The organism is Vibrio echinoideorum, assembly GCF_024347455.1.
Taxonomy (GTDB): domain Bacteria; phylum Pseudomonadota; class Gammaproteobacteria; order Enterobacterales; family Vibrionaceae; genus Vibrio; species Vibrio echinoideorum.
In genome coordinates, this window is the sequence record NZ_AP025484.1 from 1,507,442 (window position 1) to 1,526,690 (window position 19,249).

Annotated in this window: 15 protein-coding genes; 9 read left to right on the top strand and 6 right to left on the bottom strand. The window is 43.8% G+C overall.

The window, feature by feature from the left end; genetic code table 11:
* The first annotated feature begins 210 nt into the window (after positions 1-210).
* Complete coding sequence (locus tag OCV36_RS22800; RefSeq protein WP_135457438.1) at positions 211-789, top strand: hypothetical protein; 579 nt, start codon at positions 211-213, stop codon at positions 787-789.
* Positions 790-907: 118 nt separating this feature from the next.
* On the opposite strand, the gene OCV36_RS22805 is transcribed toward OCV36_RS22800, so the two are convergent.
* Together OCV36_RS22805 and OCV36_RS22810 are read right to left on the bottom strand one after the other, a co-directional pair.
* The gene (locus OCV36_RS22805; RefSeq protein ID WP_017074727.1) at positions 908-1,282 is read right to left on the bottom strand and encodes a cystatin domain-containing protein; all 375 of its coding nucleotides are present in this window, start codon (positions 1,280-1,282) and stop codon (positions 908-910) included.
* Between the two features lie 263 nt (positions 1,283-1,545).
* Positions 1,546-4,002 (bottom strand): M9 family metallopeptidase, encoded by a 2,457-nt coding sequence (locus OCV36_RS22810; protein ID WP_135457440.1) that lies wholly within the window; start codon positions 4,000-4,002, stop codon positions 1,546-1,548.
* A gap of 443 nt (positions 4,003-4,445) precedes the next feature.
* Here OCV36_RS22810 and OCV36_RS22815 point away from each other — a divergent pair, with 443 nt between their 5' ends.
* Positions 4,446-5,681 (top strand): acyl-homoserine-lactone synthase, encoded by a 1,236-nt coding sequence (locus OCV36_RS22815; protein WP_135457442.1) that lies wholly within the window; start codon positions 4,446-4,448, stop codon positions 5,679-5,681.
* Positions 5,674-8,277 carry a quorum-sensing autoinducer 1 sensor kinase/phosphatase LuxN gene (luxN, locus tag OCV36_RS22820; RefSeq protein ID WP_135457444.1) on the top strand — a complete coding sequence of 868 codons (2,604 nt, stop codon included), beginning with the start codon at positions 5,674-5,676 and terminating at the stop codon, positions 8,275-8,277. Before OCV36_RS22815 ends, luxN begins: the two co-directional genes overlap by 8 nt.
* A gap of 144 nt (positions 8,278-8,421) precedes the next feature.
* On the opposite strand, the gene OCV36_RS25495 is transcribed toward luxN, so the two are convergent.
* Positions 8,422-8,712, bottom strand: a complete 291-nt coding sequence (locus tag OCV36_RS25495; RefSeq protein WP_315972785.1) for a hypothetical protein — start codon at positions 8,710-8,712, stop codon at positions 8,422-8,424.
* Positions 8,713-9,600: 888 nt separating this feature from the next.
* Between OCV36_RS25495 and OCV36_RS22830 the strand changes: the two genes are divergently transcribed.
* Entirely contained in the window at positions 9,601-10,521 is a 921-nt protein-coding gene (locus tag OCV36_RS22830; protein WP_135457448.1) for a LysR family transcriptional regulator, read from the top strand.
* A gap of 43 nt (positions 10,522-10,564) precedes the next feature.
* Here the strand turns inward: OCV36_RS22830 and OCV36_RS22835 are convergent, their stop codons facing one another.
* Complete coding sequence (locus OCV36_RS22835) at positions 10,565-11,491, bottom strand: LysR family transcriptional regulator (protein WP_135457450.1); 927 nt, start codon at positions 11,489-11,491, stop codon at positions 10,565-10,567.
* A gap of 130 nt (positions 11,492-11,621) precedes the next feature.
* Here OCV36_RS22835 and OCV36_RS22840 point away from each other — a divergent pair, with 130 nt between their 5' ends.
* On the top strand, positions 11,622-12,410 hold the full coding sequence (locus OCV36_RS22840; protein WP_054545795.1) for a hypothetical protein: 789 nt from the start codon (positions 11,622-11,624) through the stop codon (positions 12,408-12,410).
* A 144-nt stretch (positions 12,411-12,554) separates the two neighbouring features.
* Positions 12,555-14,066, top strand: coding sequence for a DUF1214 domain-containing protein (locus OCV36_RS22845; protein WP_135457451.1), 1,512 nt, complete (start codon positions 12,555-12,557; stop codon positions 14,064-14,066).
* A 139-nt stretch (positions 14,067-14,205) separates the two neighbouring features.
* On the opposite strand, the gene OCV36_RS22850 is transcribed toward OCV36_RS22845, so the two are convergent.
* Positions 14,206-14,844, bottom strand: coding sequence for an RpiB/LacA/LacB family sugar-phosphate isomerase (locus OCV36_RS22850; protein ID WP_017074718.1), 639 nt, complete (start codon positions 14,842-14,844; stop codon positions 14,206-14,208).
* 65 nt (positions 14,845-14,909) lie between these two features.
* On the bottom strand, positions 14,910-15,668 hold the full coding sequence (kduD, locus tag OCV36_RS22855; protein ID WP_114634776.1) for a 2-dehydro-3-deoxy-D-gluconate 5-dehydrogenase KduD: 759 nt from the start codon (positions 15,666-15,668) through the stop codon (positions 14,910-14,912).
* 400 nt (positions 15,669-16,068) lie between these two features.
* Here kduD and OCV36_RS22860 point away from each other — a divergent pair, with 400 nt between their 5' ends.
* The 3 genes from OCV36_RS22860 (at position 16,069) to OCV36_RS22870 (ending at position 18,929) form a co-directional block, all read left to right on the top strand.
* On the top strand, positions 16,069-17,400 hold the full coding sequence (locus tag OCV36_RS22860) for an MFS transporter (RefSeq protein WP_135457453.1): 1,332 nt from the start codon (positions 16,069-16,071) through the stop codon (positions 17,398-17,400).
* Positions 17,401-17,562: 162 nt separating this feature from the next.
* Positions 17,563-18,444: a DMT family transporter gene (locus OCV36_RS22865; RefSeq protein WP_135457455.1), complete on the top strand. Its 882-nt coding sequence runs from the start codon at positions 17,563-17,565 to the stop codon at positions 18,442-18,444.
* Positions 18,445-18,683: 239 nt separating this feature from the next.
* Complete coding sequence (locus OCV36_RS22870; protein WP_017074714.1) at positions 18,684-18,929, top strand: hypothetical protein; 246 nt, start codon at positions 18,684-18,686, stop codon at positions 18,927-18,929.
* The last annotated feature ends 320 nt before the right edge of the window (positions 18,930-19,249 follow it).

A 19,249-nucleotide genomic window follows, 5' to 3' on the forward strand; every position in this document is an offset into this window, starting at 1 on the left:
TTTCCCCCAATAAAATCTCCCCCTCCTCATTCCCTGTTAGGTTTTCGGAGGGAGGAGGTTTTGAGATGAAGCTTGTACTGCCAGCTTCATCTCAAAGCCTCAGATTTGTGTTCCATACCACTGTTACGCTAGAAAATTCTGTTTAAGCTAACTATATTCATATTTTTTGATATTCCTGTTTATTGATATTCCTATTTGTTGAGAGTGCCTATGACTTCAATACCGACACACCTACAAGATGCAAAAACGTTGCTATCAGAAAATGGCTTCGCTACTGGTGATACTTGGTATCACGGCACGTCTTCAGCTTTACTTGCGTCTATTCAAGGTCAAGGGCTAAAGCGCTCTGGAGACAAAGCGCTCAACGAAGCGGCTTCAAAAACTATGGCGACCATTGGCAACAACTACACAGAATCCGTTGAACCCGTCTTCTTAACTCAGAGTAAAGAACTGGCGTATTACTGGGCTCAGCAAACCATTCGCGAGCGCAGCACTCGTTTTGAGGGTGAAGAGCACCCTATCGTGTTAGCAGTCAGTCTCTCTGAAAAACAACAAGCAAAAGTAAAACCGGACGTAGGCGCAATGAGCCTGTTGATGATGAGTGTTGGCGAGCAATTCATGGTTCATTTAGCTCAAGTCTATCAAGAGAACAACATCTCAGGTCCAGATATTGAACTGCGAACGGCTGACCGTATGGACTACTTGAATAAACTTGGAATGGCGTACATTGATGAAGACATCAGCCGTGCTTGTGTTCAAGAGTTATTGGAACCCGAACTGACCAGCTAATAGCGTTCAATTAACCGACCTTAATTAGAATTAAAAATGGCTCCCAATACGGAACCATTTCTACTTTCTGTATACAGACATAAGTTACCTAAAAATATAGGTATTGAAAATATCCATACTATAGACACAGACGGCCTTGCTGCGCAGCTTGCATCATTTCGATATCACCTTGTAGCGAACGATAAACGACGGTATTCCACACCTCACCATTATCCATTTCAAACTCGATAGCATAGTTCAAACCGGCGACGACCTGAGTTCGAACACTCAAGATTTGTTTGAGCTCAGCAGCGGTATTCATTTGACCAAGAACCGCGTTTAAAGCTTGCTCAGCTTGAGGTGTGATATCACTTTTCGACCAACCGCCAGTAAGGTTCTGAGTACTACAGATAGGATTCGCTTTCTCTTGTGATTGAGTCATCACTTCGCCCTTCTGACTGCATCCAGCTAAAACTACGACACCTACCAAAGTAACCAATAATGCTTTTCTCATAAATCCTCACTAAATAATTCATTCAGCCATTAACGAGTGTTCACTCTCAATGGTGTTTCATATGCCTTCAAGATTAAACCTCAAATGTCATCACTTCATCAGGAATCATGGTGTCGCTAATCCATAAACACAGAACAGTGTCAGAAAAAACAAAGCCGGACATTCATGCCCAGCTTTTATCCACCGGATATTGTGACCCTTTATAGGAGTAACGTTTTAGATGGTGCTATTTGTTAATGCCATTTTATCTAGTGCTATGTTGGTTAATGAAAGTACACCAACATCTCGACATCATCCCCTTGTTGTTCTGCACTCAGTAAGAAGTGTAAATAGCCTTCTTCTGTTACAGGGATTTGCAGATACTCATTACTGCCTGCGTAGTTAGACGCATACTCGTGCTGCCCTGCGGTTGGCCAATATGTACTGCTAGCAAACAGATCGACATTACCAGTATCTGGTTGAGCGGTGTTTTTGTCCGTTAACCACACTCGCACCTCTTGCACACCTTCTGGAACATACACCGCAGCATAGCGACGTTGATGGACAGTCAGGATTTGAGCTTTACCAGATTCAAAGATCACTGGCGTTAAATCATCTTGTTCTTGGATTGGTGGTGTTGGCGTTTTTGTCTCTACGGATGCCACCAGCGTCACATCACTAAAATCGGTGCGACCCGTGATGCTCATGTAGTAACGACCCGGTTTGATATAACCCGATGAACCAGGTTCGAACGCCACAACTTCATTGCTGCCGTTGCCGTATTGGCTAAACTCGAAGTCGTAATAATGCGCCTCTTTACCGTAACTCATATAGAGGTCAGCATCACCTTGGCTTTGGCCCAGAGCATTACCTTCAATCGAAACCTCAAAATGCGTGGTGTTCTCTGGTACATCAATGTAGAAAAGCTGTTCGCTATAAGCCGTGCCGGTTAACAGCACATCTTGGTTTGAGACAAGCACAGTGACTTGATCTGTCGGCTCTGTGGGATCAGTCGGCTCTCCTGGGTTAGGATCCGGGTTTGGTATTTCAGGCTCGGTTGAAACTGATTCTAACCAACGTTCAAACTCACCATTGTATTGCTGACCCAACACTTTTACCTGTTGCGCCCATTCGGAAAACTGACCAGTACGAGACAGTGCCAACAAGCTCTGCACTTCTTGAGGATGTTCTTCCATCATAAAGCGCACCGCCAAGTAGCCCCAGCGATAGATACGATTAGAATCATGGGAGTAAGTGGTTGCAAGCACATCCGATAAGCTCATCTTCCCGCTGTTAATCAAGCTTACCGCAGCATCGTAGCCTTGCTTGTAATGCATGTACTCGGCAAAACCTTCTAGCCACCACACGACGTAGCCATGCGCCAAATTGTCGTTAAACGAACCATATTGGTTAAAGCGGGCATCGAGATAGTGTGTGTATTCATGTTCTAAATTGAGAATAGCCAGGTCATCACCATTATCGTAACGATAAGCTACAAAACGCGCTACGTTGCCTACCTCTGATGGGTTTCCTTCTAAGTACTGACCACCGTTGTCTGTGGTGTTACCAAATAAGAAAGCGGAGTAATCCACATAGCTGCCTTTGCTCCCGAACACCGCGACTTCTACTCGGTCGTTGTTATCGTCTGCGACGGGTTGTTGACCGGTATTTGCCACATGATGAAAATCCGCCTCTTTCGTTGCCAACACATCACATGCTTCCATAGCTTGTGACTGGCTTAAATCTTGAGAACGAATAATCGCAGGCCCTTGGCATTCATGACGATTAGGAAGAACACGCATGGCTAGATCACGTTTGGCTTGCTCAATATTCAAGCCATTTAGACCTTCCGGTGCGAAATAGCTCATCATTTCTACTGCCGCTAACCAAAGTTTGTCGTGCTCACTGCCAAGCGGGTTTTGTACCATCACTTGCTGCATAACTCGCAACGCTTTGTCTTTAGTTTCTTTGTTTGGGCTTGCAAGTAAGCGACCTGTTTCACGGACTGCGTTATAAACAAGAAAGCCGGCATCAGTATCCAGTGCCCATGAGTTATCACGAGCGAACGCTGCAAGTGTATCGATATGCTGAGTATGACTCGCCATATAATCGTAAAAATCATCTCTAGCCGCGTGACCAGCCATTGCTCGAAACAGATTGTTTAACCCGTCGACCCATTGTGAGTCTTGCGCAGTTTCTCGGTTAAAGTGGCGAAGTGCCGCAAGTTGCGCATCCATAGTCAGCGGCAGCTGCTTAACATTATCTACCATAAGAGTCAGACTTTTCATTGCACCAGTTTGCTGTCGGCCTTGGTCTAAAGCATTAGGGTTAGCGAGGAACAAGTTGGTCGACAGTGCAAAACGTTGGCTCAGCACATCAGAAAAATCTTCCGCTTGCGCGTTATAGCGAACGTAATAAGCGGCGCGAACAAACTCGCCAAGGTTTTCGAGTTTACGAGCTTGTTCTTCTTCACCTCGATAACTGGCAATTTCTAGGTTCAGCGTGGCTTGAATACGGCTTAAGCTCGCTTCACTGTAAATGTTGTTTAATGCATTTTCAGATGCAGAGAACCAAGAACCATAGCAACTGTAGTCCGCCGTAGAGACAGAAAGAGCGAGATCAGAGGCCAACTGAAGATCAGAAACATCACATTGATTTTCGGCAAAAGAGAAACTGGAAACACTGGCAAGCACACAAGCGATCGCCAAACGATGACGTGGGAATAAACGGGTATGAGACATACAACACTCATTAGTTAATTATATATTTTGGGTCGCCGTTATATTCCTTACGATTAACAAGGTGAATTCAGTTGCTTATGATTTATGAGGTTGGTTCAAAAAATAGACATTTTGCGTTATTTTATAAATTCAAAGGTTTATGCTCGACAAGAACTCATAAGCTCAAAACACTATCGAATAATACAAACTACTGATAATAAGGTAGTTTATTTAATCATTAATTGATTTAGATATGGCAAGGCTATGTTGTTAAGGATGACCGCAAGTAGTAAACTTGCGACCGATTATGCAACTTATCTCTCAAGTCATAGACTCAAGTAACGTTACGGCAGACTCGCTCCAAGTAACATGACTCAAAAAAATACTAAAAAATTTGTGTCCTGTAGACAGTGCAAATCGAATAAAAATAATTATATAAACCTAGGCTAGGTTCGGTTAATCAAATGAAAATAACGTCGTCTTTAGGCTCACTGTTGGCTAGCAGTCTGTCTATCGAAAAAAAACAGCGAGCGCTGATAGAGCTCGTTATCAGTACTTATCAGCCACAAGAACGCACTGCTCTTTTCCAAACCATTACAAAATATCGCACAAGCCAGTTGGAATTGCTTTTCCCTGAGCATCAAAATAACAGCTTCTCAGTGCTATTTGAATTGATGGACTATCGCGATCTCATCCAACGCTATCCAAACACTTTATCGACAGAGATGACGTTGCTGGAAATGGCAGCCGGCGATTGTTACACACATTGGTTAGACTTTTGGTGTGAATGTGAAATTGCCGCAATAAAAGCGAAATCACCATTCGATGCGAGTGTATCCTCTCATATAGAACTCCCTATCAAAGACAGCGCTTACTACGGTGCCATCATTGAACAGATAGAGAATGATCAGCTTATGGTGCAAACACCCTGTCACCCTCAAGCTATGCCAATCAGTGATGCCATCGCGTTAAGTAATCTTGAGGTTTTTATCAAGGGAGAGAAATGGTTTGAGATGCTACCTTTACTCCACCTTTCACAAACGGGTAAGCACTTTATTTTACTCAAACACCCGACCGATGAAGCTTTCCCAACCCTAGTTTCTTCTGCGTTGATTCAAGATTGGTCTAAGAATGAAACTTGGTTAAGTTACGCGCCACCGTTCAGCAATGAACAGTGGCAATACTGTTTACCCGATCATGGTTACGATGATTTGGCTGGGTTACAGATATTCACACCGTCTACACTGTCAAAATGTCATTCTCTCCTAGAATTTGATAATAAGTTTCAGTTACAATTGTCTGACAAAAGTGCCATATGTGAAGTGCTCCGCCTGACAGTAAGCGGTAATACTCAACAAAGACTCTATTTCCTCTATCTCGCCCAAAAAGAACTAATGAGTGTATTGCACCAAGTAGGGTACAAAATCGGCTTCACCATTATCGAGCAGCCTTTCATGCTCCAGTTTTATCAAGCTATCGATCCCAAAGCGTATTTCCATTCCGGATATTGCGAGTTGAATGATGACGGTACAACCATTTATCGTGGATTGTGGAATTTCGAAGTGATGGTCAAAGTATTTAATAACACCGATTTTCGTCGCTACAAACGCGCAGTGCGTGAGAGTAGAAAGCTAGGCTCAGTAAAAAAAGTAAGCTCGATAGAAAAACTAAGTTCGGTAAAAAGAGATGAACATGTTTGATTTCGGCCTAGAGGCGATCATCTATGCCAAAGCGATAACGCTTCTTATGACGGCAGCAATCGTAGTGATGTGGTTACTCTACTATTGCTATCGTCTGAAGCAAAAAAATGAAGCCATCGCGGGCACGCACCATGTGCCTTACATTGCTTACTCGGTTTGCATTGTTGCGTGGATCAGCAGCAACGCGTATTTCCATACCGACTTATTACCTGAGCTTGGCGCTTCGGCCGCGGTGTTGGCGGCAAAATTTGCCAATCTCGCCTCTTTCTTTGCGTTTGCATTTGCCTACTACTTCTCGTGTCAGCTCGCAGCCGAGCAACGCAATGGTAAAGTACACATATGGCAACAGGCTATTTTTGTCGGATCATCAGTCTATGCCCTCTTTATTAATTTAAGTCCGGGGTTAACCGTTGAACACGTCGACATTGTCGGCCCAAGCCAATTCGTTATTGAGTTTGGTCCTCATACGCCATATTTCTTTATCGGGCTGGTGAGCTTTGTTGTCCTGACCTTAACCAACCTTGTGGCCATGCGAGCTAATAGCAGCAAATTAATACTCGCCAAAACCAGTTACATGATTGCGGGCATCTTAGTTTTCATGCTTTCTACCGCAACCATTCACCTTGGCATGACATACTTCATGCATGATTTCTCACTAACCTGGTTACCACCAGCGTTGTCTATTAGTGAGATGCTGTTCGTTGGTTATGCTCTGCTGACCTCTCGCTTCTACAGTGTTAAATACCTAGCTTATATGAGCCTTAACGCGCTATTGGTGTGTGCAATTTTAGTGATACCTTTCGGCGCAATATTCATCCCATTGACCGACAACAACCAATGGCTAATCGCAATACCTATCTGTGCGCTTATCGGCATCACTTGGCATGTACTCTACAAACGCGTGAGCCATTACGCCTCTTTATTGGTTTACAGAAACAAGAAAACGCCTGTACAGCAAATCCTTGCTTTAGAAGAAGACTTCAAACTATCGATTGATGACGCGATGCGTCGCTTGGGCAACCTACTGCAAATTCCAGAGGACAAATTGCGCCTCGTTAACAGCAACTACAACGAGACCTTCTACGAAGACTACCTTTCAACAAATAAGTCCGTTTTGTTATTCGATGAACTTTCTGAAGAGTTAGATTACGCAGAGCCCACGAAAAGCTCGATCAGGGCGCTTTATGACAAGATGAGCTCGAATAACACTGCCTTAGTTATGCCTTTGTTTGGTCAAGGGCAGTCTGTCTCGCACTTATTGATATCATCACACAAGAGCAACGACCAGATGTTTTCTAATGAAGAGATCTTGGCACTGCAAACCCTGTTAACTCGTGTGCAAAGTACCATCGAAGCTGATCGACGCATTCGTCAAAGCCGTGCACTAGCGAACTCAATTGCTCATGAGATGCGTAACCCGCTCGCTCAAGTACAATTGCATTTTGAAGTACTAAAGCAGCACATTGATAACCAAGCACCAGCAAAACAGATACTGCTTGATATTGAGAACGGCCAAGCTGCCATTCAACGTGGGCGACAATTGATTGACATCATCTTGCGTGAGGTCAGTGACAGCTCACCGGAGCATGGGCCGGTTGCGATGACCTCCATTCACAAAGCTGTGGATCAAGCAGTAAGCCAATACGGTTTTGAAAACGAGAAGATTATTGAACGAATTCGTTTACCACAACATGCTGATTTTGTCGCAAAACTCAATGAGACCTTATTCAATTTTGTCATTTTCAACCTGATACGTAATGCGATCTATTACTTTGATTCTTATCCAGAGAGCCAAATTGAGATCAGCACTAAAACCGGCTCTTACGAGAACATTCTCATCTTCCGAGACACAGGTCCGGGCATTGACGAAACCATTGCTCATAAGATTTTCGATGACTTTTTCTCGTATCAAAAAAGTGGTGGTAGCGGCTTAGGATTAGGTTATTGCCAACGCGTAATGCGCTCATTTGGCGGTCGAGTTGAGTGCCACTCTAAACTGGATGAATTTACTGAATTCCACCTGTATTTCCCAGTGGTACCTAATGCACCCAAAGCAGACGCGCTTCGTACGCCTGATTTCAATGATTGGAAACAAAGCCAATCAACGACTGAAGATAAAACCAAAGCGGATATACAGGCAGGTTTACAAACGAATCAACATGCTCCAAGTAGCGTTCAAGAACAATTAGACCATCTCGCACCGACCGTGCTTATCGTCGATGACAAAGAGGTACAGCGCACGCTTGTTCAGATGTACCTGAGCCGACTTGGCGTAAATAGTTTACAAGCAAAAAATGGTGAAAATGCCGTTGAGCTTTTTAGAAGCAATCAAGTCGATTTGATCTTAATGGACGTGCAAATGCCTGTAATGAATGGCTTTGATGCAAGCCAGATCATCAAAGCGCGCTCACCTCAAACGCCAATCATTGCACTGTCTGGGGAATCCGGGCAACACGAACTGGACATGATCAGCAGGTTAATGGATGGTCGCCTAGAGAAGCCAACCTCTTTGAATGCACTGCAACATGTACTCGATAACTGGTTGAAGAAAGACATGAGATCGAACGTTTCTAAAGAAACACAAAGTGAAGACTAGATGCAATAAAGCCGCTGATCCTATGAGAACAACGACTCGATAAGTAAACCAGCAATTGGACAACCCAGTGATTAATCAAAAATCCCCGCAAGAGCCTTTCTTGAGGGGATTTTAAAATTCAAAGGGCTCAGTATCAATAATTGACTAAAGCTCTTTAATCTCGATTTGGCGCAATGCTTCCATGTACTCTAGAGTCTCGTTTACATCGATGGGTTCGTATAAGCGCAGTACTCCCGCCCAACCTTCAGAAACTTCAAAGTCATATTCAGCACCAGTATCACAATTGAACGTGACCGAAACGGTACCATCACCGTTGTCACGCATGGACTCGCCAGACGCATAGAATTGCTCAGAATCAATCCAACCGTTTGCGCCATAAGTGGTCAAAGAGTAATAACCGCCACGACCTTCAAAGTCTAGGTTCGGTTTTGGAATCGTCCACTCTTGGCAGGTAGTTTTACCTTGGCCGGGAACACGCTCCAAATATTGCGCTGTATCTGCCGGTAGCCCTGCATAGCCAAACGCCGTCACATATTTAAAATGGTGATCTTCCACGTCATCTAACGTGGCGCCAAACCCTTTCAAGCCCTCAATCGGTGCGCCATGTTTCATCACGTTGTTGATCAGTTTTAAACGATAATCTTCAACGTCGCTTGGGTTGTAACCTTTGCCTTGATAAGGCGTGGCTGAGTTCGCTTTTATAGAGAGTAGACTCTGGCGACGCTTAGTATCTTCAATGGATTCTGCAATGCGTGTTCTCGCTAATACATGGACATGAGTACCGTTCGTCAGATCATCAGCGGTTAGAGTTAGCGTTTCGCCACGGCGAACCACTTTATGCAGAAGATGATTTTCGTCCATGATATGAATGATCTGGAAATAATCGTTTTCTTCTTTTGGTACATGGAACGTTGCACCTTCTGATACGTCAACCACCATCGTCGAGTAAACGACATCACGATTTGAGCGAATCACCGTTTGTGCGTCTTTGGATACTGGGTCTGCGTGCAGCCAATGGTTTACGCCCACTTTGTTTTGTAATCCAAGGAAGTTCCAATCAGACTCGGCTTCAGGGTAGTTATCCCAGTTAACACCACCAACGGCAGCATGGTCATAGATAGATGAACGGTTGTTGTCCTCTGCCGTGACACCAAATGCGGTTAATGCTAGTAGCGTCGCTAACGTCGTTTTATTCATGATGGTTTCTCGTGTTTGTTTCGATGGACTCAGTATTTACACACGCCGTGATATACTCCAATTGATTATATGAAAATAAGATATACACTTTGGGTATATCTAATCATCTTTGTTCTGGATCCCACAATGATAATAAGTAACCGCTTTAAGCGCTTAGACCTCAACTTACTTAAAGTATTGAAGGTGTTGATCGAGGTGAAAAACACTCGAAAGGCGTCAGAACTCCTGTTCACGAGCCAACCCTCAATCAGTCGTTCATTACAAAAGCTACGCGACTACTTTGACGATGAGTTATTTATTCGCTCACAACATGGTTTAGAGCCGACCGCTAAATTAAGTGAAATTAAACAAACCTTGATGCCAGTGTTACTACAATTAGAACAAGTGCTTGAACCAGAATCTGAGTTTAATGTCGCTCAATTTGATGGCACCGTGAACATTGCTATCAATGGATTCATTGCCAATAGCATCTCGGCGAAGCTGATTAATATTCTGTTAGCACAAGCCCCGAAGGTGAAAGTGAACATCGTCGATTGGGGAGTAAATACATCGGACTTGATGACCTCTGGTGAAATCGACTTAGGAATCAATTACTACCCATTAGAATTATCTAAGCAGGTATACCAAAAACGAATAGCGAGTGATGACTTTGTCTTGATCTGCCGATCTGGGCATCCGCTTGCTGACTCATTATTACCACAAGATCAGGAAGAGCCGCTTCAATTAGCAAGCTTAGTCGTGAGTGATTGGAACGAGAATATTGCACTTGCCCCTAACGTGCTAGCGGACGTTGGAATCAATACTGAAGTGAAAATACGATCGACCTATCTACACAGTTTATTGTCAATCGTAAAACAGAGTGATGTGTTGTTCCCTTGCTCTAAATTACTAGCGAACTCACTATCTGATGAGTTTTCATTTGTGAAATTCCCTCACATACCCAATATGCCGAACAGTGATATTGGCATGACCATTGGACGTAAGCACCGTAACCAATCCAAAATACGCTGGCTTGAATCGTGTATTGAAGAAGTGTTCACAAGATAACGGTGTGCTTGTTATCACCAATAAAGACAAACCAGACTAGCTATTACGAGTGATTAGCATCCACCATCGCAGTTTCGAGCAAATCCAGTAGCCATTTGTATTTTGAGGAATGTTGGTTTTTCTTGTGAAGATAGGCGAATACCTCCATTTCCTCAGCCCCCTCCTCTAATCCTTCAATCACGATTGAGCGTAATACTCCCTTATGTTGTTCAATCACTGGAGGCATACAAGGGGCAATAATGTTGGAGTGCTTGATCGTTTCGATGAGTCCAACAATTGACGTGGTTCGAAGCGCCATATTGATCGACTTGCCTTGGCTTAAAACTTCTTCTTCCAATCGCGAGTGCTTGTTTTGGTCGAAGTAAGCGAGGTCAACATGAGCGAATGGAAAGGACAACAAATCATCAATTGTAGCGATAGATGCCTTGAAAGGGTGATCAGCCCTTACCGCCAATACAAACTTTAAGGTCACGAGAGGCACGGCAATGATCTCGGCAGGCAAACTCTCCGCTTCAAAATGAATAACAAAATCAACTTCGTCACTTCGAAGTCTTTCTAACGAGTTTTGGGAACTAGTATGGCTTATCAGCCTAGAAAGCGGACTTTCCATTGAGAGTTGATGGAAGAGGGCTGGTGTTAACCAAGGCAAAATATGAGGGTTCGCCTCTATCTTAAAATCTTCGTTTAGATCGGCAGGAGCAAACTGTTTGCCCTCCTCTATCGCCGTGACTAATCCGTCCAGTAGTGGAAAAACACGTCGATACAAATCATCGGAATAAGGCGTCGGTAGAAACTGCTTATAAGACAAAACAAACAGCTCTTCACCTAACGACTCCTTGAGCTTTTTTATGCTTTGGCTTACCGCGGGTGTCGAAACAAACAGTTTTTCGCCGGCTTTGCGCAAGCTCTTTTCCTGATACACCACCACAAAAACTTTCAGTAAGTTCAAATCGACATTGTTCAGTTTCATAACACAACCATACAGCACAGATTAACGAGTGGTTAAGTTTATATGAATTAACTTAACAATGTCCACTTTGTATAGTTATCCCACATTCACGAATTACACGGACGTAGTGAGATAAATTTATGAGGCAACTATGTTATTACACCGTTCAATCCTTTCTCTTACTTCTTTCCTTTTCGCTGGTTTAGCTATCGCGGAAGAAACCGAAATTCAAGATATGTCCGACCCTCTGGCGGTGTATACACAAGGTGGCTTTGGTTACACAGATAAAGGCCTAAACCTAAAAATAGGCCAAACCTACGATACTGGTAGCGACACAACCATGGGCATGAATGTGTTCGAAATAAAAGGCATCGCCGGTGAAGCCGTTGGTTGGAACAACCGAGGCGCAGACGACAGTATTGATTCGATTCGTTTTAGAAATTTCGGTGTGGATTTAACCAATGGCCGAGGTACACAAGTCGATATGTCTTGGGATTTCGATAGTAATCAAGGTAGTGCATCTTACAGCTTTATTCAGGCGCTACCACAGATGGGCATGTTTAACTTCTATCCGCTTGCTGGTCTCGGTATCGCTGCAGGTGAAGAGTTAGTTGAAGGGACTGGAGGCGACCTCGATGCCGCGCAGCTCAGCGATCGCTACAACATGCACGGTACTTTCTACGTAGCGGGTATGTACGCCAAGATGCAACTTACCGACAAAATTTGGCTGAACTATAACCCTATGTATTTAGGCACAATGTCTGGTTCTTCAACGTTCAAAGATCATGGCTTTGAAGGCAGTGATTCTGTACTCGCGCATGAGTTTGCAGCAAGTTACCAAATTAACCCAAGAGCCAACGTTCGTTATTTCGCAAACTGGACAGAAAACACCAGTATCGAAGACGGTGATCACCGTATCGAATTTAACTATCAGTTTTAAGCAGTAATTTTCTGTGCGGATAAGCTCTTGCAGTCTTAACCCATGATTTCTGTTTGACGAGCTATTTCAGTTTTAACGAACAATTTCAGCTTTAACGAGCAATTCCAGTTTTAACGAACAATTTTGAGTTTTTGAGGACACATTATGAATATGATATCTAAAGCCTTTGTCGGAAGTTTCACTTGCCCATTACGATCTGCTGCCATGCTCGTTTCTGTAACGGCTTTATTTTCAGCAGCGGCGATAGCCGGAAACGATGATGCAACAGAAACGATCCAGACGCGTGCAGGTGACTTTACTTTCGAAACCGATTTTCTTCACGGCATTCCAACACAAGCAAGCTCAGAGAAGCTATTTGAATTAATGGATTATCAACGCGCGTCACAAGCGTACATTTGGTCGGTACCTTTAGTCTCGAACTACGCGTGGAAAAAAGCGTATGCAGATATGGGTGCAGAAGATGGCCAAATCACCTACGTTGAGTCTCATGAATCCAAGCTGGGCGGCTTAACTTACAATACCTCTACGCCTTATGCGATTACCTGGTTTAACGTAGAGAAAGAACCAGTAGTGATTGAGATCCCGACGGATGAGTTGCGTGGCGCAGTACACACCATGTGGCAAATTGGCATTTCTCAGATGACAGAACCGGGTGTCTATGTTGTAAAAGCGAAAGGTTCTGAAACGCCGAGCAACCTTCCAAAGGGTGCGAAGGTATTTGAGTCTGACACAAACAATGTTTTCTTCGGTGTTCGCTTAATGGCTAAGTCAGAACAACAACGTATGAAAGATTTAGAAGCGCTAAAAATCACAGACCTCAGTGGCAAACTACTTAGCAATAAAGGTGTGAACTTCCCTGAACGTGGCGAAGATGCCAAACACCCGCGTGGTATGGCATTTTGGGAAACGCTAAATAAAGCAATCCAATCTGAGCCAGTAGCAGAGCGCGATCGTATGATGCACGACATGCTGCGCCCATTAGGCATTGAGAAAGGTAAAGCGTTTACGCCATCAGCTCAACAACGTGAGATTTTAGAGCAAGCTGTCGTCATGGGTGAAGCTATGGTTAAGAACATCGACTTCAACAAAACGGAACGCTTGCCACACGCAGCTTACGGTAATGAAGGAAACTCGTGGGAAATAGCAACCGCTTCGACTCCGAACCAAGATCGTGACTACGGTATGGATCTCGATGGACGTGCGGCTTGGTTTTATGAAGCGGTGACCAACGATATTGCGATGCACGGTTTTGAAAACGGCGGTTGGGGTCAGATCTATCTAGACAATTACCGTGACGATAATGGCAACGGACTTAATGGCAGCAATCACTACACTTTGACACTGGCTGGGGATGTAAATTTTGCCGATTTGTTCTGGACAATTACCGTCTACAACGTCGAAAACCGTGCCATCATCGACAATCAGATTGAGCGTGCCGATGTCGGTTCAAACATAGAAGGAACGGTTAAAGATACTCAAGGTAACTACACGTTCCACTTCTCACCAACAAAGCCAAATGGTGTAAATGAAGCGAACTGGGTTCAAACTCGAGAAGATGAAAACTGGTTTGTTTACTTCCGCGCTTATTCACCAAGCAAAGCGTTTGTAGAGCAGCAGTCTGAAACCTTACTGCCTAACTTTAAGCGTGTGGACTGATCATCTAGAACGAATCACAGATCATCTATCTATGCGTCTAAAAACTAACAGGTTCATAGAGCAAAAGAAAAGAGGAGCCTCAGTGCTCCTCTTTTTCTTTTCTATCTTCATCTAATAACTAGGTAAGACCTTGATAGATTTAATCTAAAACCGAACGAACATAATCAGCAATGTCTTGGTTTTGGCAATTATCAAAGAAACATTGCTGGAAACGCTCGCTGCCAACCGCTGTCTTCACTAACTCTTGATCGATCGCTCTTAGCGAGTCAATAAAGTTATCTTTCACTACCGCCGCTTTCACCTCATTTAAAAGCACAGCATTACGCTGTTGCGGCTCTGCTCGCTCTAGTGGGTAACCTTGACCACGCTCGCCAGTGAAAGCTTTTTCAAAAATGTAACGAACGTTGAGTTCACCTGCCCAACCAAAGCCTTTTGCAAACGCAAGCGCGATAGCATTGCCGTTATTGATTTGATTAAACAAGAACGCATCTGATGGCTCTAAACAGTAGCCACAAACCACACCCGGATGTAGGTTCAGTGACATTAAAGCACCTTGACCAGTTCCACACCCAGTCACAATGAAATCAACAGCTTTTGAGTTGATAAGAATACTCGCCATGATGCCTAAGTGGATATACGTTAAATGATGATCGTTCTCGTCTGTCATACCTAAATTGAACACATCATGGCCAAGGCCACCAGCTACTGACTCTAGTTCAGCAGAAACCATTGCATTCTTACCTGCTTGGCTGTTTTCCATCATTAGTGCGATTTTCATTTACGTTCTCCTACTATATTGCTGCAAATTCAATAATTTCTAACCATCTAATAATACAAGAATAGTTAGCGTGCTAACCAACCACCATCGACAGCAATAGTGTAGCCGTTGATGTAATCCGATGCTGACGATGCTAAGAACACACATGGGCCAGCCACATCTTTCGGTGTACCCCAGCGTTCGGCAGGAATACGTTCAAGAATCGCTTGATTGCGGTCTGCATCTTCGCGCAATGCTTGAGTATTGTTCGTTTCCATATAACCAGGGGCAATCGCATTTACATTGATATTGTCGCGAGCCCATTCGTTCGCCATCGCTCGGGTAATACCCATCACTGCACTCTTAGATGCAGTGTAAGAAGGCACACGAATACCACCTTGGAACGAGAGCATCGATGCAATATTAATGATTTTACCGCCAGTACCTTGCGCCTTAAACTGCTTCGCAACAGACTGAGACATAAAGAAAACAGTCTTGGTATTGATGTTCATTACGTCATCCCAGTTTCGCTCTGAGAACTCAATGGCGTCTTCACGGCGGATGATGCCAGCATTGTTCACAAGGATGTCGATCTGACCAAACTCAGTCAAAGCTTTCTCTATAATGCCTGGAATGCACTCTTGCTTTAGAAGGTCGGCACGTACATCTAAAAACGTGTGACCTGCGGCATTCATTACCTCAATCGTCTCTTTAGGCTCAGTACGATTAACACCAACAACCTTACAACCAGCTTCAGCTAAACCCATTGCAATACCTTGTCCAAGGCCAGTATTACAACCAGTCACTATCGCTACTTTTCCTTCCAGATTGAATGACTCTAGCATCGTATTCTTTTCCTCAGTTATGTTTGGTGTTGTGGCGTCACTGCTTATATCTCCCAGCCATTTAATCATACAATAAAACATAAAGATGGGACTAACGTTAAAGAAGTCCAAACTTAGGTCAAAATCATACAAGTAGGTCAATAAGTAGTTAAGTAGTTAAGTAGTTAAGTAGTTAAGTAGGAAAATAGCGATACAAAATAGGTGTGTGATTTTAGAAGAGAAAAGTGTAGCTATTCACTGAGTCAAAGGGAGTGACAACAAACAAGCCGATTGCCCGCAGTAAAAGCGCAGCACGCCGCTTCGCTAAAACAGATATTTCAGCTATTTGGCAACAATCCCATGATTTAAAAGGCTAAACGGTATATACATAATAATGTGTTATTAAAAGTACTGAATTATCATGACGCTCAAAGAAATCCTGAAAATCCCCAACGTCCGCTACTTCTTAATGTTTAGAAGCAGTTACTTTGCGCGTTTTTATTACCCTGTATTCACCCTACTCTATTTAGATTACGGCTTAACCCTTTCTCAATTCGCGATGCTTAACGTGGTTTGGGCTGCCACCATTGTGCTTGCTGAGGTGCCATCGGGCGCATTCGCCGATACCTTAGGGCGTAAGAAACTTGTGGTGCTATCTTCGATTGTGATGTTTGTTGAAATCGCCATGATCGCCGTTGTGCCGACAGGAGATCCTAATCTGGTCTTCATCGTTTTCTTGATTAACCGAATATTAAGTGGCTTAGCAATGGCACTGGCTAGCGGCGCCGACGAGGCATTGGCTTACGACACCTTAAAAGAACAAGGCAATGAAGAGTTATGGCCGCGAGTGTTACAAATCCAACTTCGTGTCGCCTCAACCGTCGGCATCTTTGTCACATTGATTGGTGCAGCGATGTACGACGTGAACTTTATGACGAACATCTTTCATTTCATCGGATTAGCCGAGCCAGAAAGCACCAAAGACCTGATGCGTATTCCCGTGTTCGCCACCCTATTTGTCGCGATGCTCGCCATTTATGCGGCTATAAACATGCAAGAAGAGAAAAAGGTCCTACCAAGCGGTCAAACCAAGTTAGCTACATCTATAGCTAGCCTTAAACTAACTGCCGACACCGGTAAGTGGGTACTCGCTACGCCTTATGTGTTTTTCATATTGCTCTACTACAGCCTCTTCGAACACACATCGCGAATGTTCTTAACCATGAACAGCCAATACTATCTGGCCATTGATATCCCCATCATTTATTTTGGTTTTATTGGCGCGGGGATCAGTTTACTCAAAATCATACTGGCAGGACAAAGCCGCCGATTAGCGGAAAGTATGGCGCCCAAAACGTTTATCGCAGTCATGGGTTTAGCCACCATGGCGACTTATTATTGGATCAGTTTGGGGTGGTCAATCTACGGGGTAATTCCTGCACTGGTGTTAATATTTATTATCATGACGATGAACATTTTCATTAGTTACCACCTAAACAAAAAGACCGAATCGCACAACCGAGCCACTGTTCTTAGCTTTAAAGGCCTGATGTTTAATCTCGGATACGGTTTGATCGGTATTTTGTACGCTTACTACTACAAGTTGGTATCTCAGGGCTACACCGAACAAGAGATAGAGCAGAACCTCGCTTTCTTGGCTTCATTGTCTTCGTTCTTCTATTACTTCACGTTGTTGTTCGTTTCGATCAGCGCGTTGTTCTATTTCAAAAACAAGAAAGAGCCTATCTTTTGAAGAAAACATCGGTCTTTGAAGAAAACGTAGACCTTTTCAAGAACGCTATGATACCGAATAGAAAGGAAAGGTGAGCCTCTGGTTATAAATAGACCATGTCGCTTCTTATCATGATATTTTTTGTTAAGATAATCATTAATTTACATAACACATGGAAGCGTCATGTCTTTTAGTTGGATAGCCTTTACTCTTCTCGCAGCCTTCAGCCAATCTTGGCGCAATGCATTTCAAAGTAAACTAGCTGGCACCATGAGTGTGGCAGGTGTGACGCTGGCTCGCTTTATTTGGGCTGGCCCAATCGCACTTATTTATCTCAGTGCACTCTATCAATGGCAGCCAGTTGCTATTCCTAACTTTTCCGGCGAGTTTGGTTTTTACATCGTTGCAGCAGCGATCATGCAGATCCTTGCGACAGGGTTAATGGTGATGCTATTTAAACTCGAAAACTATGCGATTGGAGCCGGACTTGCTAAGTGTGAAGCCCCCGTTTCGGCGGTTCTTTCTGTATTGTTCTTTGGCACCGCTTTAACGATGACCGGCTGGATAGGGGTTCTTATTGGTACGTTAGGCGTGCTAATCATGAGTAGCTCTTCTGGCTGGCGAAGCCTCTCTCCCAAGGTTTTTCTTTTAGGCATGGCTTGCAGCACCGCCTTTGCTTTAACGTCTCTTTGGGTACGTGAGGCCAGCTTGAGCATCGGCCTCCCCTTCCCTCATAGCGCCGCATGGGTACTCTTCCTAGTCATTTCCCTTCAGACCGTGATTATCTGTACGTATCTCTTTTTCAGAGAACGCGACACATTACGCCAAATATTTACCAAGTCGAAACTGGTGGTGATGACAAGCCTAGCAAGTGTGATTGGTTCCCTTGGCTGGTTTAGCGCGATGTCACTTCAAGCCGTGCCTTATGTAAAAACACTCGGGCAAGTCGAAGTGATCTTCATGGTCTTAATATCCTACTTCTGGCTGGGGCAAAGTATTGCTCGCAAAGACATTCTTGCGCTCATCTTGCTTTCTATCGCATCGGTCTTGGTGATGTGGCAGTAAGTTGGCCCACACTACCGGCTATGAGTGTAGAGCGAGCGGGAATTAGCAAGTCATCTTGCCCACATACCCAAAGCTATATGTTCAAAGCCATATAGCTAAAGCCATAACCTCAGTAATATTGTTGTGCCGCCGTATAAGTTTTACGGTGGCGTAAAATGATAAGAACCATTTTCACATAATTTCTATAGTGCACGTATCAGCTATTCGTAATCTCCGCTTACCCAATAGGATACAGTCAAATGAAAACACTCGCTCAAATCGCACTAGCAACAATCGTATTTACAACCTCACTAATGGCATTCGCTGAACCCACGACGACAAATGAAGCCCAATCAGAAGTGGCAACCATAACCGTGAAACATGAAGCAATGACGGTGACGCTAACAGATAAGCATTTTACGTCTCCAGACAAAGTTGAAAACACTACCCCTCAAAAGCTCACGCAAAATCACAAAACAAACTCAGCGCCACAACCTGCGATATAGTGGCAACATCATAACAAGCAACACTCGGCACTAATGTATAACCATCTAGAACGTTTACATCGACTTAGGTGTGAACAGCAGCGATCAAACAGGCGTACTACTATCTTTGACACTGAAAAGCATCAATCTGAAGTTAGTCAGTAACGTGCCGAAGCTGGTACGAAGGGGTCTACAAAACAAGTTCCGTACGCACTGAAGTGGTATTAGCTAGCCAGACAAACTGGCGGTGTGTAACAGCGAGTTCCATTGCCGAAAAAGTGTCAAAAAACGATAGATATTGAATTGTTGAATTGTTGAATTGTTGAATTGCCATTTTCGAC

Bases quoted from the DNA above. Each gene is read 5' to 3' on its own strand.
- kduD (WP_114634776.1), bottom strand. From the start codon at position 15,668: ATGCTAGAGTCATTCAATCTGGAAGGAAAAGTAGCGATAGTGACTGGT.
- OCV36_RS22830 (WP_135457448.1), top strand. From the start codon at position 9,601: ATGATAATAAGTAACCGCTTTAAGCGCTTAGACCTCAACTTACTTAAA.
- OCV36_RS22835 (WP_135457450.1), bottom strand. From the start codon at position 11,491: ATGAAACTGAACAATGTCGATTTGAACTTACTGAAAGTTTTTGTGGTG.
- OCV36_RS22815 (WP_135457442.1), top strand. From the start codon at position 4,446: ATGAAAATAACGTCGTCTTTAGGCTCACTGTTGGCTAGCAGTCTGTCT.
- OCV36_RS22870 (WP_017074714.1), top strand. From the start codon at position 18,684: ATGAAAACACTCGCTCAAATCGCACTAGCAACAATCGTATTTACAACC.
- OCV36_RS22840 (WP_054545795.1), top strand. From the start codon at position 11,622: ATGTTATTACACCGTTCAATCCTTTCTCTTACTTCTTTCCTTTTCGCT.
- luxN (WP_135457444.1), top strand. From the start codon at position 5,674: ATGTTTGATTTCGGCCTAGAGGCGATCATCTATGCCAAAGCGATAACG.
- OCV36_RS22860 (WP_135457453.1), top strand. From the start codon at position 16,069: ATGACGCTCAAAGAAATCCTGAAAATCCCCAACGTCCGCTACTTCTTA.
- OCV36_RS22800 (WP_135457438.1), top strand. From the start codon at position 211: ATGACTTCAATACCGACACACCTACAAGATGCAAAAACGTTGCTATCA.
- OCV36_RS22810 (WP_135457440.1), bottom strand. From the start codon at position 4,002: ATGTCTCATACCCGTTTATTCCCACGTCATCGTTTGGCGATCGCTTGT.
- OCV36_RS22850 (WP_017074718.1), bottom strand. From the start codon at position 14,844: ATGAAAATCGCACTAATGATGGAAAACAGCCAAGCAGGTAAGAATGCA.
- OCV36_RS22805 (WP_017074727.1), bottom strand. From the start codon at position 1,282: ATGAGAAAAGCATTATTGGTTACTTTGGTAGGTGTCGTAGTTTTAGCT.
- OCV36_RS22845 (WP_135457451.1), top strand. From the start codon at position 12,555: ATGAATATGATATCTAAAGCCTTTGTCGGAAGTTTCACTTGCCCATTA.
- OCV36_RS22865 (WP_135457455.1), top strand. From the start codon at position 17,563: ATGTCTTTTAGTTGGATAGCCTTTACTCTTCTCGCAGCCTTCAGCCAA.